Genomic DNA, 15,713 nt, shown 5'->3' with positions numbered 1-15,713 from the left:
GCGCGCGCCGATCAGCCGTAGACCGGGAAGCGACTGGTCAGCGCATGCACCTTGGCGCGCACAGTGGCCAGGTTGGCTTCGTCCAGCGGGTTGTCCAGCACATCCGCAATCAGGTGCGCCGTGGCGCGGGCTTCTTCGTCCTTAAAGCCCCGTGTCGTCATTGCCGGGGTGCCGATGCGCACGCCGCTGGTGACGAATGGCTTTTCAGGGTCGTTCGGGATCGCGTTCTTGTTGATGGTCATGTGGGCATTGCCCAACGCGGCTTCGGCCACCTTGCCGGTGATGCCCTTGGCACGCAGGTCCACCAACATGACGTGGCTCTGGGTGCCGCCACTCACGATGCGCAGGCCGCGAGCGGTCAAGGTCTCGGCGATGATTTGAGCATTCTTGATCACTTGGGCTTGGTAGGCCTTGAATTCGGGCTGCAGCGCTTCTTTGAAAGCCACGGCCTTGGCCGCAATCACATGCATCAGCGGGCCGCCTTGCAGGCCGGGGAAGATGGCGCTGTTGATGGCTTTTTCGTGCTCGGCCTTCATCAAGATGATGCCGCCACGGGGGCCGCGCAGGCTCTTGTGGGTGGTCGAGGTCACCACATCCGCGTGGGGCACGGGGTTGGGGTAGACGCCAGCAGCAATCAGACCCGCGTAGTGGGCCATGTCCACCAAAAAGATGGCACCGACTTCTTTGGCCACTTTGGCAAAGCGGGCAAAGTCGATGTGCAGCGAATAGGCCGATGCGCCGGCGATGATCAACTTGGGTTTGGTTTCGCGGGCTTTGGCTTCCATCGCGTCGTAGTCGATGGCTTCGTTCTTGTCCAAGCCGTAGGAGACCACGTTGAACCACTTGCCCGACATGTTCAGGGGCATGCCGTGGGTCAGGTGGCCGCCTTCGGCCAGGCTCATGCCCATGATGGTGTCTCCGGGTTTCAGGAAAGCCAGGAACACGGCTTCGTTGGCGGACGCGCCGCAGTGCGGCTGCACGTTGGCTGCTTCTGCGCCAAAGATTTGCTTGATGCGGTCAATGGCCAGTTGCTCGGCCACGTCCACGTGCTCGCAACCACCGTAGTAGCGCTTGCCCGGATAGCCTTCGGCGTATTTGTTGGTCAGCTGGCTGCCTTGGGCGGCCATGACGGCGGGCGAGGCGTAATTTTCGCTCGCGATCAGCTCGATGTGGTGTTCTTGGCGGGCGTTCTCGGCCTGGATGGCGGCAAACAGCTCGGGATCGGTTTGTTCAATCAGAATTTGGCGGTGGTACACGGCAGTCCTTCAGATGATGGAACCTCGCCGGGCAACTTGTGAAAAGTTCCCAACAAGGGCTGCCCAGGCGAACGGCTGAAAACCCGTGGCGGGCCTCTAAGGCCAGCTCCGGGCTGTGCGCTTCCCAGTGGTTCTGGGGTGGCCAGGCGGCCACCGCGCTCCACGTCAGAGTGATCCCACCTTGTCTTGGAAAAGAAGGGGCTCCTATCGCCAGTCGCGCACCTTGCTAGTGTAGCCGAGCGCTGCGGCCTTTCGGTCCCAGATCACTCAAAGCCGTGCCAGTCCGTTCTGGGTGAGCACAGCGGCGCTACCTTGTGCTTGAGTGACTTGTTCCAGCAATCTTTGCTCTGCCCGGACACGGTCCACGTACTGGCTCTCCAGGGCTTGGCCTGAAGACGTGCCATAGAGCGCCAAAGCTTCTTCCAGTGTGCTGCTTTGCTGCAGCAGGCTTTGCAAATGCCGAACCCCCACGCGCACATTGGTCAGGGGATCGAAAGCCGACAAGGGGCCGCCAAACTGGCCCAGCACTTCCGCATGGGCCTTGATTTCCAGTTGCATCAGGCCCACGGTGCCTTGGCTGCCCGAGGCAAACGGGTTGAATCGGGACTCAATCGCCACGATGGCCAGGATCAGGCTGGGGGGCAGTTGGCTGCGCTCGCCCAAGCGCCAGGCCTCGGCCACCATGGCCCCCATGGGCTCGGTGGAGACGCGGTATTTGCGGCTGAGCCAAAGGGTCACAGCCGCCTGGTCTGGCGTCAAATTGTCCAAACTTTGTGTGGTTGAGCGGTTGGCCGCGTGTCCCACGACAGGTGGCTCCAAGGCGACGCTCTGGCGGATTTCGAGCCAACCCAAAAGCATGTCGCTGGCGGCTGTTTGCAGGCTGGGGCGAGCCAAAAAGCCCAGGCTCACGATCACCACCACCAAGCCGAACAGGGCCAGGCCGTGGCGGGTGACTTCCACAAAACCTGCACGGACATCGGAGGCCCAAGTCTCTAGGCACAGGCTCAGGCGTGACATGCTCAGTGGCGCCGTCATGGCACTTCCTTTCTTGGCTCGCGATGGTGTTGGACATCAGCCAGCGCGGGTGGTTGGGGTGGGGAGCGGGGCTTGCAGCGCATCGGTCTGACGCAAAGGCACCCGTTCAAAGTGGCAGAGGTGTCGGGTTATCCCTGATCTTGGGATGGGCGAATTCTAGGAACATTTAATAACGAGTCAATACTATCAAAATAGTAAGTTATTCGATATTGATATATGGAATTCCGAGCGCGATCGAATTCACAAGAGATTGGCCCGTATTCCTCAAAAGGGATCGGCTCGGCCCAAATACCGGCGAAAATACGACCTTGTCGCCTGTGTTGCGCTGCCCACTGTGTGGGCGTGACCGGCCTGACGCTGATGCCGTATTTGGCATGGACTGTGTTTTAAAGTTTTTACCGTGACTTCATCTTCAAAGCCTCTAGACCTCGCCGCGCTTGACTCCTTGACCGGTGGGGCCTTCCATGCCATCACCTCAGGCGAGCGCAGTGCCCGTTTGCGCGAATGGCTCACGACCGAACCCACTGCTGACGCCTTGGCCGAGGTCTACCGCGAGATGGCCTTGCGGGATAAAGGCGCAGCCAAGCTCCTGAAGGAGAAGCTCGACGAGCTCAAGCGCTTGCACGGACAAGACGCTTTGGCCAGCGACTGGGCACAAAAAGCTCAGCAGATGTTGCAAGCCCCGCGCCTGAACATGGGTGACGCCATGGCTTGGCAGCGCGACGCAGCCAAAGCGGGCGCACCCCTCTCGCGGGAACCCTTGGCCAGCTTGAAGCTGCGCTTGGCTGAAGTGGTCAAAGGTGTGGAAGACCTGCAACACCAGGTGATGGTGCAGCGCGAAGCCGCTGTCTTGCTGGCGCAGCGCATCGAAGTGCTCTCGACCAAGCCCATGGCCGAGGCCCAAGCCGGCTTGTACGGCGTGAAGGCCGATGTGGCCCAGTGGCAAGCCCAAGCCGGGCAGCTCAGCACCAACCCCGTCTGGCCCAGCGTAGACTTGAAATTTCCGGCCCAGCTTGATGCCGCGCAAAGCCAGCTGCAGGCCGTCTGGCAGGGTTTTTCGGCCGCTTTGGAACTGGCACTGCAAGCCCAGACCGATGCGACTGCCGCTTTGCCCTCTGTGCCTGTGTGGGCCGATGAAATTCGACGTTTGCGCGGAGAGGCTGTGGCCGAGCAGCCTGCCCCCGCAGGGACTGTTTCCAGTGATGTGGCCAAGGAGGCCAAGCCTGCCAAGCCCAAGATGGATGCGGCCCAACGCCAGGCCCTGCGCGAGCAAGCGCTCAAGGCCGTGACACCGGTGCTTGAAGCCCTCGAAAAGCAGATCACCGAGAGTGAGGGCGCTGCATTGACCGAGGGGACCCAGGCTTTGCGCGTGGCTCTCAAAACCCACGGCAAGAACTTGGACACCACGTTGGACGAGCGATTGCACAAGGCCTTGACCGCAGGGGGCGACGCCGAGGGCTGGCAACGCTGGCTGGCCGACCAGGTGCGTCAGACCCTGGTGGCCCAGGCCGAAGGCCTGCTGGACGCCGAAAAGGTGCCCACCATGGGCGGTCGCAAAATGCAGGACAAGTTGCGCCAATTGCGCGACAGCTGGAAGCAAACCGATCAAGGCGGTTTGCCCAATCACGCCCTGTGGAAGCGCTTCGATGCCGCATGCAACGAAGCCTACAAAGCGGTGCTGTCTTGGCTCGAGCAGATGAAAAAAGAGTCCGCTGACCACCGCGCCCAACGCGTGGCCCTGATGGACGAGGTCAAAGCTTGGACGGCGGCCAACGCCGAGAGCGAGGACTGGCGTGCCCAGTTGCGTGCGCTGCACCAGTTTGCCGACCGCTGGCGCAATGCGGGCCACCTGAGTGAAAAAGCCTTTGGCGAGATGCAGACCCAGTGGAAGGCGATTTTCAAAGTCGCTGCTGCCCGTCTTGAAGCCGCCCAGAAAGCCAGCGTTGAACGCCGTCAGGCCCTGATCAACGAAGCGCGTGAGTTGGGCGCTGCCCCTGCTTTGCGTGTGGACGCCGTCAAGGCCTTGCAGCAACGCTGGCAAGTGGAAGCCCAAGCCGTGCCGCTGGACCGCAAGACCGAACAAAAACTCTGGGAAGTGTTCCGCGCGCCGCTGGACGAAGCCTTCCAACGCAAAGGCACCGAGCGCCACACCTCGGCGGCCCCTTTGACGGCCCGCGACCGCGCCGTGATCGACGCGTCCAAAGCCCTCGACGAGGCCAATGCGGGTGGCGATGCCAGCCAAATCCGCGCAGCCATGGCCGCCCTGGATGCCGCCTTGCGTGGCCAAGCCCTGCAAGCGCAAACTGCACAAAATCCGGCACCCACCGTGACCGTGGCCCCTCTGTCTGCTGCGGCTCAAGCGGCAGACGTTCTCGCCGATGAGGCCCCAACCGCTGCCGAGCCGGGCGAAGGGGCTCCGGCGTCCGACGTGGCGGGCGACAGCACGGTTGCTGCCGAAGTCGAGGCGCCAGTCACCCCCGTGGCCCCACCGAAACCGGCCAAGCCTGTTGTGGCCGTGCGTGGTGATGACCGTCCCGGCCAAAAGAAAACAGAAGCTGCTGCAGGTCGCGATGGCCGGCGTGACGGCCGTCCCGGTGAGCGCGGTGCGCGCCCCGGTGGTGATCGGGGTCCTGGCCGCCCGGGTGAGCGTGGTGGCGACCGTTTTGGTGACCGCGGCGCACGCGGTGAAGGCCGTGATCTGCGCGAAGACCGTGGGCCACGCTTGGGTGATGCGGCTTTCCGCGCCCAGCGCGAAGCGTTGGAGCGCGCCGAAATGTCGCTGCGCAAACTGGCCGCGCAAGCCCACGGCGAAACACTGACCCGTTTGATGGGCGCCTGGCAAGAGCGTCAGGCCGATGCCTTGCCGAGCGCACAAGAGTTGGGTCGTGCCATCAACGCTGCGACCCGCCAGGCTTGGGCACAAGCGGTCAGCACCCCCGCCAAAGCGGCGGCTGCCACGGCGTTGTTGCGCTTGGAAATGGCCGCCGAAGTGCCCACACCAGCCGACAGTTTGAGCGAGCGCCGCATGCTGCAATTGCAACTGCTGACCCAACGCAACCAGCCCGGCCCCCGCGAAACCTGGGGTCAGGATGTGGCCCAGGTTCTGTCCGGCCCGCATGAAGAGGCCGCTGCGCGCCGTTTGCAAAATGTTTTGAAGAACCTGCTGCGCGGCTGATCAGCCCCTTGCATGCAAAACGGCCGCTCTCGAGCGGCCGTTTTTTTTCGAGGTGCGGGTATTGAAAAGAGAGCCGTTTTAAAGCCAATCGATGCGCTGTGAACCGCCATCGCGCTGCAGCCTGAACACCTGAGCACGCAAAGGGGCGTGGTCCAGTGACCAATCGCTCAGCACATGGCGCAGAGCCGGGCCCAAGGCATGGTCTGCGGGGCGGTGGGTGTGGCCATGCACCAAGAGATCGGCCTGGGCCTGTGCCAGCCAGAAAAGGCCCATGTCCAAGTCGGCATCGGCAAAGCTCATGCCCTCGTGCTTTTGTGACTCGCTCAGCGCCCGCAAACTCCGGGCAAATTCCTGGCGTTCGGCCAAAGGCTTGGCCAAAAACGCTTGCTGCCATTCGGGGCTGCGCGCCTGCAGTCTGAAGGCCTGGTAAGGCTTGTCGTCCAGGCACAGGGCGTCGCCGTGGGTGAGCAAAATGCGTTGCTGTCCCAGGGTCAGCAAGGTGGGGTCGGTCAAGGGCTCAACGCCACATCGGCCCAAGTACTCCGGGCCTACCAAAAAATCGCGGTTACCAGGCATGAAGGCGACGTGCTTGCCTTGCGTCGTTTGGCGCAAGACCTCGGCACAACTTTGCAAGAAAGGGTCCAGGGCGGCGGCATCGTCGCCGACCCAGACCTCAAACAGGTCACCCAAGATCAGCACCGCGTCGGCGGGGGTGCTCGCCATGTAGTCCCGCCAGGCTTCAAACGTGGCGGTCTCAGAGGCCTGCAGGTGCAGGTCCGAAATCAGATCCACGGTGTGCCATGTCTCAGGCGCAGACAACAAGCCGATGCTCGGCCGGGTGGTGCGCGGGTCAGACATGGCGGGTCACGCTCAGATGGCGACGGCTTTTTCGATCACGACGTCCTCTTTGGGCACGTCACCGTGGCCGCCGCGGTTGCCGGTTTTAACGCCCTTGATCTGGTCGACCACTTCAGTGCCCTTGACCACTTTGCCGAACACCGCATAGCCCCAGCCTTGCATGGAGGGGGCGGTGTGGTTCAAAAAGTCGTTTTTGGCGACGTTGATGAAAAACTGCGAGGAGGCAGAGTGGGGGGCTGAAGTGCGGGCCATGGCCACGGTGTACTCGTCGTTTTTGAGGCCGTTGTTGGCCTCGTTCTCGATGGTGGCGTCGGTGGGCTTTTGGCCCATGCCGGGCTCAAAGCCGCCGCCTTGGACCATGAAGCCCGGGATCACGCGGTGAAAAATCGTGTTGTTGTAGTGGCCCTTGTTCACATAGGCCAGAAAGTTTTCGGTCGACTTGGGGGCTTTTTCAGCATCCAGTTCGAGGGTGATGACGCCGTAGCCGGTGATGTGCAGTTCGACTTGTGGGTTGCTCATGGTGTTACTTCAACAAAGTGATGGATTGGATGACAACCGGCGTCCGTGGAACATCGGTCGGGAAGGGGCCGCCAGCGCCCGTGGGCGTGTTGCGGATTTTTTGGACCACGTCCATGCCGGACGTGACTTTGCCAAAAACGGTGTAGCCAAACAGTTGGGGGGCGTTCAGCAATTGGGCACGGGCCACGTTTTCGTAAACACGGCCCTGGTATTGGAATTTGGCGACCGGGTCACCGTCCGGGATCGGGGTGGGGTCTAAAAATGCGTTGTCCACCACATTGATGAAGAACTGTGCGGTGGCCGATTGGGGGTCGTTGGTGCGGGCCATGGCCAGCGTGCCGGTGGTGTTTTTCAGGCCACCAGCGAGCGCTTGGCGTCCCTCGTGTTGCACCGGGGCCCGGGTTTTCTTTTCTTTGTATTGGGCATCGAAGCCGCCACCTTGCACCATGAAGCCCGCAATCACCCGATGAAAGATCGTGCCGTCGTAGTGCTTGTCATTCACGTACTGCAAAAAGTTGGCGACGGTTTTGGGGGCTTTGTCCGCGTAGAGCTCGGCTTCGATGTCACCCATGGACGTGCTGATGCGCACTTTGCTCACGCCGCCCGTCTGAGCCTGGCTGGCCAGGGGCATCGCCAATGCCAAAGGCAGGGCCAGCGTCAGGGCCAAAGTTCTCAAAAATCGGTTGCGGCGCATCGTGTTCTTCCAACGGGTCAGAGGGGTCAGGGCAGGGGTGAGCTGGATGAGGCGCTCAGTTGTGGTGCCGCCTTAAGGGGCCGATGACTTCAGCAGCTGTTCAGCGGCCAGACGCTTGCTGGTCACCCGGCTTTGCTGGGCTGCTGATCGGCTGGCGTTTTGGTAAGCCTCAATGGCCAGTGCAATGTAAACATCACCCAGGTTTTCCAGGGCGGTGCCGTAATCGGGCCGAGCACGCACAGCGTCTTGCAACTGGACCAAGGCCTCGGCATAGCGGTTTTGACGGGCCAGCAGGACGGCCAAGTTGTTGTGCGGTTCGGGCAACTCTGGGTACGACTGGGTCAAGGCCTGCAGGGTGTCCATGGCCAATGCGGTCTGGCCCAGGCCATCCTGAATGCGGCTGAGCAACAGGCGCATTTGCGGATCGGTTGGACGGGTCTTGAGGTGTTCTTGGGCTTGCGTTTGCGCTTTGGACCACTCTGCTGCCCCGACCAGCCGGTTCACGTCCTGGTAAACGTCCGCCTGGGCACCCACACAGGAGAGCAGCAAAAGACCGGTCAATACGAACGAAAGTAGAGCTTGCATGCGCGCCAAAAGGGTTGAATTCGGGCTGCCAGGAATTGGGAGCAGGAGTCCCGTCGGGGATATACTGAACATCCATTGTAGCGGAGGGCAGGCGGCCAGCAGGCCGTTGGCAGGGGGAGATGCCCACCCGAAAATTGGGTTTGGAATCCGCTTCATGGCCTTGAGTTTTTGAATTTTCCTGAGCCGATCAGATGCCGATGCCGGACACTGTCGTGTGGGTGGTTGTACTAAAAAGAATCTTTGATCTGACATGAGTCTGCGCATCTTCAACACGCTGAGCCGTGCTGTCTCCGAATTTTTGCCGGCCGAGCCAGGCCATGTGCGCATGTACGTCTGCGGCATGACCGTGTACGACTTGTGCCATCTCGGCCATGCCCGCTCCATGATCGCCTTCGATGTGGTGCAGCGCTGGCTCAGGGCCAGCGGTTACCAAGTGACCTATGTGCGCAATGTGACCGACATCGATGACAAGATCATCAAGCGCGCCCTGGACAACGGTGAAACGATCCGCAGCCTCACCGACCGGATGATCGACGCCCTGCATCAGGACGCCGACGCCTTGGGCATCGAGCGCCCCCAGCACGAACCCCGGGCCACCGATTACGTCCCCCAGATGCTCAGCATGATCGGTACGTTGGAGCAAAAAGGCCTGGCCTACCGCGCTGGCAATGGCGATGTGAACTATTCGGTGCGCAAGTTCGCGGGTTACGGCAAGTTGTCCGGCAAGTCACTGGACGAATTGAATGCCGGTGAACGCGTGGCCGTGGAGACGGACAAGCAAGACCCGCTCGATTTTGTGCTTTGGAAGAGCGCCAAGCCCACCGAGCCCGAAGATGTGAAATGGGCCAGCCCCTTTGGTTCGGGCCGCCCGGGCTGGCACATCGAGTGCTCGGCCATGGCCTGTGAGCTGCTGGGCCAGACGTTTGACATCCATGGCGGCGGGGCCGATCTGCAGTTCCCGCACCACGAAAACGAAATCGCCCAAAGTGAAGGCGCCAACGGCCAGCCTCTGGCGCGTTTTTGGATGCACAACGGCTTCATCAACGTCGACAACGAGAAGATGTCCAAGAGCCTGGGCAACTTCTTCACCATCCGCGATGTGCTGCAAGCGTTTGACGCCGAGACGGTGCGCTTTTTCATCGTGCGCAGCCACTACCGCAGCTCGCTCAATTACAGCGATGTGCACCTGAACGACGCCAAAGGCGCCTTGAAACGCCTGTACACCGCGCTCCAAGCCGTGCCGCCCGTCACGGGGGCGATCGACTGGGCCGACCCCATGGCGGCCCGCTTCAAAGCGGCCATGGACGAGGACTTCGGCACACCCGAAGCCGTGGCCGTGCTGTTTGAGCTGGCCAGCGAAGTCAACCGCACGGGCTCGGCCGAGCGTTCGGGCTTGCTCAAAAATTTGGGCGGCTTGTTGGGCTTGCTGCAAACCGATCCGACGGCCTACCTGCAATCGGGTGCTGGGCTGGATGAAGCGGCCATTCAGGCCCAGATCCAGGCCCGGGCCGACGCCAAAAAGGCGAAGAATTTCGCCGAGGCCGATCGCATCCGCAACGATTTGCTGGCGCAAGGCATCGTGCTGAAAGACTCGGCCGCTGGCACCACCTGGGAGGCGGCTCAGTGACTGCCGTGACGCCTGCGGTGATGCCCGTCACGCCCGCGTATTGGGCCGAGGCGTGTGCACACCTGGCCAAAAAAGACCGGGTCATGAAAAAGCTCATTCCCCAGTTCGGCAACGCCATTTTGGAAACCCGGGGGGATGCTTTCGTCACTTTGGCGCGTTCCATCGTGGGGCAGCAAATCTCGGTCAAGGCGGCGCAATCGGTCTGGGACCGTTTTTCTGTGTTGACCAAACGCCTGACGCCGGCTGGTGTGCTCAAACTCAAGGTGGACGACATGCGTGCGGCCGGTTTGTCGGCCCGCAAGGTGGAATACCTGGTCGACTTGGCCATGCATTTCAGCTCCGGCACGGTGCACGTCAAAGCCTGGCAAGAGATGGACGACGACGCCATCATCGACGAGCTGGTGGCCATCCGCGGCATCGGCCGCTGGACGGCCGAGATGTTCCTGATTTTTCACCTGATGCGGCCCAATGTGCTGCCGCTCGATGATGTGGGCCTGATCAACGGCATCAGCCGCAACTACTTTTCCGGTGAGCCGGTCAGCCGCAGTGACGCCCGTGAGGTGGCCCAAGCCTGGAGCCCTTATTCGACCGTGGCAACTTGGTATATTTGGCGCTCGCTGGACCCCGTGCCGGTGGCGTATTGAGGGCAGGACGAGGCGTCCACCCGTTCATGAACAGAGGAGTCAAACTTGGCCAAAAAAACATTTCTCGACTTTGAGCAACCCGTTGCCGAACTCGAAGCCAAGATCGAAGAGTTGCGCTATGTGCAGACCGAGTCGGCGGTGGACATCACCCTCGAGATCGACCAGCTGAGCAAAAAAAGCCAGCAACTGACCAAAGACATTTACAGCGATCTGACCCCCTGGCAGATCACCAAAATCGCCCGTCACCCTGAGCGGCCTTACACCCTGGACTACATCCACGGCATCTTCACCGATTTTGTCGAGATGCACGGCGATCGCCACTTTGCCGACGATTTGTCGATTGTGGGGGGCTTGGCCCGCTTCAATGGCCAGGCCTGCATGGTGCTGGGTCAGCAAAAAGGGCGCGATACCAAAGAGCGCACCTTGCGCAACTTTGGCATGAGCAAACCTGAGGGCTACCGCAAAGCGCTGCGCCTCATGAAAACGGCGGAAAAGTTCAAGCTGCCGGTGTTCACTTTTGTGGACACACCCGGCGCCTACCCCGGCATCGACGCCGAAGAGCGCGGACAGTCCGAAGCCATTGGCCGCAACATCTTCGAGATGGCGCAGCTGGAAGTGCCGATCATCACCACCATCATTGGTGAAGGTGGCTCCGGCGGCGCATTGGCGATTTCGGTGGCAGACCAAGTGCTGATGCTGCAGTACTCGGTCTACTCGGTCATCAGCCCCGAAGGCTGTGCCTCGATTTTGTGGAAAACCAGCGACAAAGCCGAGGTGGCTGCCGATGCCCTGGGCATCACCGCGCACCGCCTCAAGGCCTTGAACTTGGTGGACAAGATCGTCAACGAGCCCGTGGGTGGGGCCCACCGGGACCCCGAGCAAATGGTGGCTTTCCTCAAGCGCGCCTTGGGCGATGCCTGGCGTCAGCTGGCCGACCTCAAGCCCAAAGAGCTGCAGGAGCGTCGCTACGAGCGCCTGAACAGCTACGGCCGCTTCACCGACACCAAAGTGGGCAAGTAATCCCCGCGTTGAGCCGTCAGGCTTCCCAGATGGCGCAAACCCTTGAACAGGCCCTGGCTGATTTCAGTCCGGGCCTTCCTTTTGCTGTGGCCTTCAGTGGCGGCGCCGACTCGACCGCGCTCCTTGTGGCCTGCGCCCGGCGTTGGCCCGGGCAGGTGAGGGCGGTGCACATCCACCACGGCTTGCAAGCGGCCGCCGATGGTTTTGAGGCGTACTGCCGCGCTGTCTGTGCGCAGTGGGGTATCCCGCTGGCCCTGCGTCGCGTGCAGGCCGGACATGCGCCCGGCCAAAGCCCGGAAGACGCCGCCCGCAAAGCCCGTTACCAAGCGCTGGCCGAAGCGGTGAAAAACGAATGGCCCGAGGTGCGTGATGTGGCCTTGGCCCAGCACGCCGATGACCAAGTTGAAACCTTGCTGATCGCCTTGTCGCGCGGCGCCGGTTTGCCCGGTCTGGCCAGCATGCCGGCGCATTGGCAGCGGCTGGGCTTGAACTGGCATCGCCCATGCTTGGCCGTGCCCGGCACAGCCTTGCGTCAATGGCTGCAAAGCCAAGGCCAAAGCTGGGTCGAAGACCCCAGCAACACCCTCGAGACGTTCACCCGCAACCGCATCCGCGCCCGCGTCTTGCCTGCACTGGCCGAGGCGTTGCCCGCTTTTCGCGAAACCTTTGCCCGCAGCGCCGAGCACGCTGCCCAGGCACAAGAGGTTTTGAACGAAGTGGCGGCGCAAGACTTGGCGCATGTGGGTGTGCCGCCACGCATCCAGGCTTTGCAGCAGCTCAGCCGCGCTCGCCAAGTGCTGGTGTTGCGCCACTGGTTGAGGCTTCACCATGCCACCACGCCCAGCACCGCGCAGCTGCATGAACTGCTGGACCAAGTGGCCGCGTGCACGACGCGCGGCCATCAATTGCAGCTCAAGGTGGGGCGTGGTTTTGTCACCCGGGATGGCGGCTGTTTGTCCTACCTGGCTTCATAGAGGGCGCCCTGGGGGGCATGCAGGTTCCCGTTGGCCGGCAGGGCAGGGGCGGTTTGTCGGGTCATTTAGGCGTCAGCCCGGTTGGTACAATCGACAGGCTTTGCTGGGGCCAAAACCCCTTTTTTATTGGGCAGTGCTGGCTTCACTTAATTTCTTGAAACCCGTGCCTGCTTTCTCTTTCTTTTCAGAACTGCACATGGCTTTGATCGTTCACAAATACGGCGGCACCTCGATGGGCTCGACCGAGCGCATTCGCAACGTCGCCAAGCGCGTGGCCAAATGGACCCGTGCTGGTCACCAAATCGTGGTGGTTCCCAGCGCCATGAGCGGCGAGACCAACCGATTGCTGGGCCTGGCCAAAGAGCTGGCCCCCGCCAAACCTGGCCAAGATTACAACCGCGAACTCGACCAGCTGGCCTCCACGGGCGAGCAGGCATCGTCGGCCTTGCTGGCCATTGCCCTGCAAGCCGAAGGCCAGCCTTCGGTCAGCTATGCGGGCTGGCAGGTGCCCATCAAGACCAACAGCGCTTTCACCAAAGCCCGCATTGAATCGATTGACGATGTGCGCGTGCGGGGTGATCTGAACGCTGGCAAGGTGGTCATCATCACGGGTTTTCAGGGCGTGGACGACAACGGCAACATCACCACCCTCGGGCGGGGCGGCTCTGACACCTCGGCTGTGGCGGTGGCTGCGGCCCTCAAAGCCGATGAATGCCTGATCTACACCGATGTGGACGGTGTCTACACCACCGACCCCCGTGTGGTGCCCGAAGCGCGCCGCCTGCACACGGTCAGCTTTGAAGAGATGCTGGAGATGGCCTCTTTGGGCTCGAAAGTGCTGCAAATCCGCTCGGTTGAATTCGCCGGCAAATACAAAGTGCCCATGCGCGTGCTCTCCAGCTTCACGCCTTGGGACATCGACATCAACGAAGAAGCCCAGTCGGGCACCCTGATCACTTTTGAGGAAGACGAACAAATGGAACAAGCCGTCGTTTCCGGCATCGCATTCAACCGCGACGAAGCCAAAATTTCTGTGTTGGGCGTGCCCGACAAACCCGGCATTGCCTACCAAATCTTGGGCGCTGTGGCCGATGCCAACATCGAAGTCGATGTGATCATTCAGAACCTGAGCAAAGACGGCAAGACCGACTTCAGCTTCACCGTGCACCGCAACGACTACGCCAAAACCCTTGACCTGCTCAAGGAAAAAGTGCTGCCGGCGCTGGGTGCAGCCGAAGTGTCTGGCGACGCCAAGATCTGCAAAGTGTCCATTGTGGGCATTGGCATGCGCAGCCATGTGGGCGTGGCCAGCAAGATGTTCCGCAGCTTGAGCGAAGAGGGCATCAACATCCAAATGATCTCCACCTCAGAAATCAAGACCTCGGTCGTGATTGACGAAAAATACATGGAATTGGCCGTTCGAGCATTGCACAAGGCCTTCGATCTGGACCAAGCCTAAGTTATAATTTGACCCACTGGAAACGTGACCGAGTGGCCGAAGGTGCTCCCCTGCTAAGGGAGTATGGGGTGTAGAGCCTCATCGAGGGTTCGAATCCCTCCGTTTCCGCCAAGTTGAAACCCGTGTGATTCATCACACGGGTTTTTTCTTTTCCCCCTTCCCCCTGCATGTCCCTCGCCCACAGCACACCGCTGCCGACCGAAGCTGTCGATTGAGACGTTCCGAACCTTGGCCGATGGGCATCGGTAAGATCAAGAGATGCCATTAACTTCATCATCTGACCTGACCGGTTTGCCCAAGGATGCACAGAGCATCCTGAATTTGGCGGCCAAGTCGCTGTTTGACGTCTTTGCCCATGCCAGCGAGGGCATGCTGCTGGTGGACCGCTCGGGCAGTGTGGTGTGGATCAATGACCAGTACCGGCGGTTTTTGCCCGCCCTGGGTTTTGCCAGTGAGCAGGAGTTTGTCGGCAAGCCCGTGTCGGCGGTGGTGCAGAACACGCAGATGCTGCAGGTGCTTGAAACGGGCAAGCCCATCCTGATCGATTTGTTGACCAACAAGGCCGGCACCTTTGTGGTGAGCCGCTTTCCTTTGCACGACGATGCCGGCCAGGTCATTGGCGCTTTGGGGGTGGTGTTGTTCGATCAACCCCAATCGAATTTGCAGCCTTTTCTCACTAAATTTTCTTTGATGCAACGGGAGCTGGACGAAGCGCGTGACGCCTTGGCCGTGCAACGCCGCTCGGGGATGGGCCTGCGCCAGGCCCGGCACAGCTTTGCCAGTTTCATCGGCTCCAGCGCGCTTGTGGTCGATCTCAAGCGTCAAGCGCGCAGGGCCGCGCAGTCGAGCAGTCCGGTGCTTTTGTTGGGCGAAACGGGAACGGGCAAGGAGTTGTTGGCCCATGCCATTCACGCCTCATCGCCCCGAGCCAAAGGGCCGCTGGTCAGTGTCAACATTGCGGCGGTGCCCGAAACTTTGCTGGAAGCAGAATTTTTTGGCGTGGCGCCGGGCGCCTACACCGGTGCAGACCGAAAGGGTCGGGACGGCAAGTTCAAGTTGGCGGACGGCGGCACCTTGTTCCTTGACGAAATCGGCGACATGCCCTTGGGGTTGCAGGCCAAGTTGTTGCGTGCCTTGCAAGAAGGCGAGATCGAGCCCTTGGGCTCCAACCGCCTGGTGCCTTTCGATGCACGCATCATGGCCGCCACCTCGCGTGACCTGGTCCAACTTGTGCAGTCCGGGCAGTTCAGGGAGGATTTGTTTTACCGCCTGAATGTCTTGCCCTTGCGGGTGCCGCCCTTGCGCGACAGGGCCTCGGACATTCCCGCCCTCATCGAGGTGCTCGCCGAGGAGCTGGCTTTGCGCAGCGATTTGCCGCACCCCGAATTCAGCCCCCAAGCCGTGGCCTTGTTGTCGGCCCAGCACTGGCGCGGGAATGTGCGCGAATTGCGCAATGTCCTTGAACAATTGTTGTTGCGCAGCGATACCGGGGTGGTGGATGCGGCCGAAGTGGCGCTGGTGTTGCGCGAGTCTGGCCTGAGCCAGATCTCGCCGGTGCCCACAGCGCGGCTGCCGTTGTTGCCAACACGGCCGCAGGACGCAGACGATTGGTTGGCACCCTTGTCTGAGCAGGTGGAGGCGCTGGAGCGTTTGGCCGTGGCCAAAGCCCTGGAAGCCACCCAAGGCAACAAAGTGGCTGCGGCCAAGCTGCTGGGCGTGTCTCGCGCCAAGCTCTATTTGCGGCTGCCTTGAATTGCCTGAAAATAATACATATGTCTTTTAAATAGACATATTGAATGTCTGATTTTTAGTCAAATTGACGCGACTTCATTCGATAACGGTCAAAATTCCAAGCCTGACAAGGGTT

Annotated in this window: 13 protein-coding genes, 1 tRNA gene and 1 riboswitch; of the genes, 8 read left to right on the top strand and 6 right to left on the bottom strand. The window is 61.1% G+C overall.

What is annotated here, in order from left to right:
* Nucleotides 1–11: 11 nt before the first annotated feature.
* Both glyA and LHAB_RS12535 read right to left on the bottom strand, forming a co-directional pair.
* Entirely contained in the window at nt 12–1,256 is a 1,245-nt protein-coding gene (gene glyA / locus LHAB_RS12540; protein ID WP_090046814.1) for a serine hydroxymethyltransferase, read from the bottom strand.
* Between the two features lie 54 nt (nt 1,257–1,310).
* A riboswitch (ZMP/ZTP riboswitch) is annotated at nt 1,311–1,484 on the bottom strand.
* Nucleotides 1,485–1,523: 39 nt separating this feature from the next.
* Nucleotides 1,524–2,291 carry a transglycosylase SLT domain-containing protein gene (locus LHAB_RS12535; RefSeq protein WP_090046812.1) on the bottom strand — a complete coding sequence of 256 codons (768 nt, stop codon included), beginning with the start codon at nt 2,289–2,291 and terminating at the stop codon, nt 1,524–1,526.
* A gap of 400 nt (nt 2,292–2,691) precedes the next feature.
* Here LHAB_RS12535 and LHAB_RS12530 point away from each other — a divergent pair, with 400 nt between their 5' ends.
* A complete protein-coding gene (locus tag LHAB_RS12530) occupies nt 2,692–5,466 on the top strand; it encodes a DUF349 domain-containing protein (protein WP_194943173.1) in 2,775 nt (924 codons plus the stop codon).
* A 78-nt stretch (nt 5,467–5,544) separates the two neighbouring features.
* Here the strand turns inward: LHAB_RS12530 and LHAB_RS12525 are convergent, their stop codons facing one another.
* The 4 genes from LHAB_RS12525 to LHAB_RS12510 all read right to left on the bottom strand — a co-directional run bounded on the left by LHAB_RS12525 (nt 5,545) and on the right by LHAB_RS12510 (nt 8,122).
* Nucleotides 5,545–6,324 carry a UDP-2,3-diacylglucosamine diphosphatase gene (locus LHAB_RS12525; protein WP_090046807.1) on the bottom strand — a complete coding sequence of 260 codons (780 nt, stop codon included), beginning with the start codon at nt 6,322–6,324 and terminating at the stop codon, nt 5,545–5,547.
* Between the two features lie 12 nt (nt 6,325–6,336).
* Entirely contained in the window at nt 6,337–6,843 is a 507-nt protein-coding gene (locus LHAB_RS12520) for a peptidylprolyl isomerase (protein WP_090046804.1), read from the bottom strand.
* A gap of 4 nt (nt 6,844–6,847) precedes the next feature.
* Nucleotides 6,848–7,537, bottom strand: a complete 690-nt coding sequence (locus LHAB_RS12515; RefSeq protein ID WP_090046802.1) for a peptidylprolyl isomerase — start codon at nt 7,535–7,537, stop codon at nt 6,848–6,850.
* Nucleotides 7,538–7,609: 72 nt separating this feature from the next.
* Nucleotides 7,610–8,122, bottom strand: a complete 513-nt coding sequence (locus LHAB_RS12510) for a tetratricopeptide repeat protein (RefSeq protein WP_090046799.1) — start codon at nt 8,120–8,122, stop codon at nt 7,610–7,612.
* A 250-nt stretch (nt 8,123–8,372) separates the two neighbouring features.
* Here LHAB_RS12510 and cysS point away from each other — a divergent pair, with 250 nt between their 5' ends.
* From cysS to LHAB_RS12475, 7 genes are all read left to right on the top strand, one after another.
* Complete coding sequence (cysS, locus tag LHAB_RS12505; protein ID WP_090046797.1) at nt 8,373–9,749, top strand: cysteine--tRNA ligase; 1,377 nt, start codon at nt 8,373–8,375, stop codon at nt 9,747–9,749.
* 20 nt (nt 9,750–9,769) lie between these two features.
* Complete coding sequence (locus tag LHAB_RS12500; RefSeq protein ID WP_090047953.1) at nt 9,770–10,393, top strand: DNA-3-methyladenine glycosylase family protein; 624 nt, start codon at nt 9,770–9,772, stop codon at nt 10,391–10,393.
* A 45-nt stretch (nt 10,394–10,438) separates the two neighbouring features.
* Nucleotides 10,439–11,413: an acetyl-CoA carboxylase carboxyltransferase subunit alpha gene (locus LHAB_RS12495; RefSeq protein WP_090046795.1), complete on the top strand. Its 975-nt coding sequence runs from the start codon at nt 10,439–10,441 to the stop codon at nt 11,411–11,413.
* 29 nt (nt 11,414–11,442) lie between these two features.
* Nucleotides 11,443–12,387 carry a tRNA lysidine(34) synthetase TilS gene (tilS, locus tag LHAB_RS12490; protein ID WP_090046792.1) on the top strand — a complete coding sequence of 315 codons (945 nt, stop codon included), beginning with the start codon at nt 11,443–11,445 and terminating at the stop codon, nt 12,385–12,387.
* 196 nt (nt 12,388–12,583) lie between these two features.
* Nucleotides 12,584–13,846, top strand: a complete 1,263-nt coding sequence (locus tag LHAB_RS12485) for an aspartate kinase (protein ID WP_090047951.1) — start codon at nt 12,584–12,586, stop codon at nt 13,844–13,846.
* 18 nt (nt 13,847–13,864) lie between these two features.
* A tRNA-Ser gene (locus LHAB_RS12480) sits at nt 13,865–13,957 on the top strand.
* Between the two features lie 147 nt (nt 13,958–14,104).
* Nucleotides 14,105–15,598, top strand: a complete 1,494-nt coding sequence (locus LHAB_RS12475; RefSeq protein WP_090046788.1) for a sigma-54 interaction domain-containing protein — start codon at nt 14,105–14,107, stop codon at nt 15,596–15,598.
* Nucleotides 15,599–15,713 lie beyond the last annotated feature (115 nt).

The sequence above is a fragment of the Limnohabitans sp. 2KL-27 genome, from assembly GCF_001269345.1.
Taxonomy (GTDB): Bacteria; Pseudomonadota; Gammaproteobacteria; order Burkholderiales; family Burkholderiaceae_C; genus Limnohabitans_A.
The sequence above is the reverse complement of the archived record's forward strand: the minus strand, read 5'-3'. Positions and strand labels throughout refer to the sequence as shown.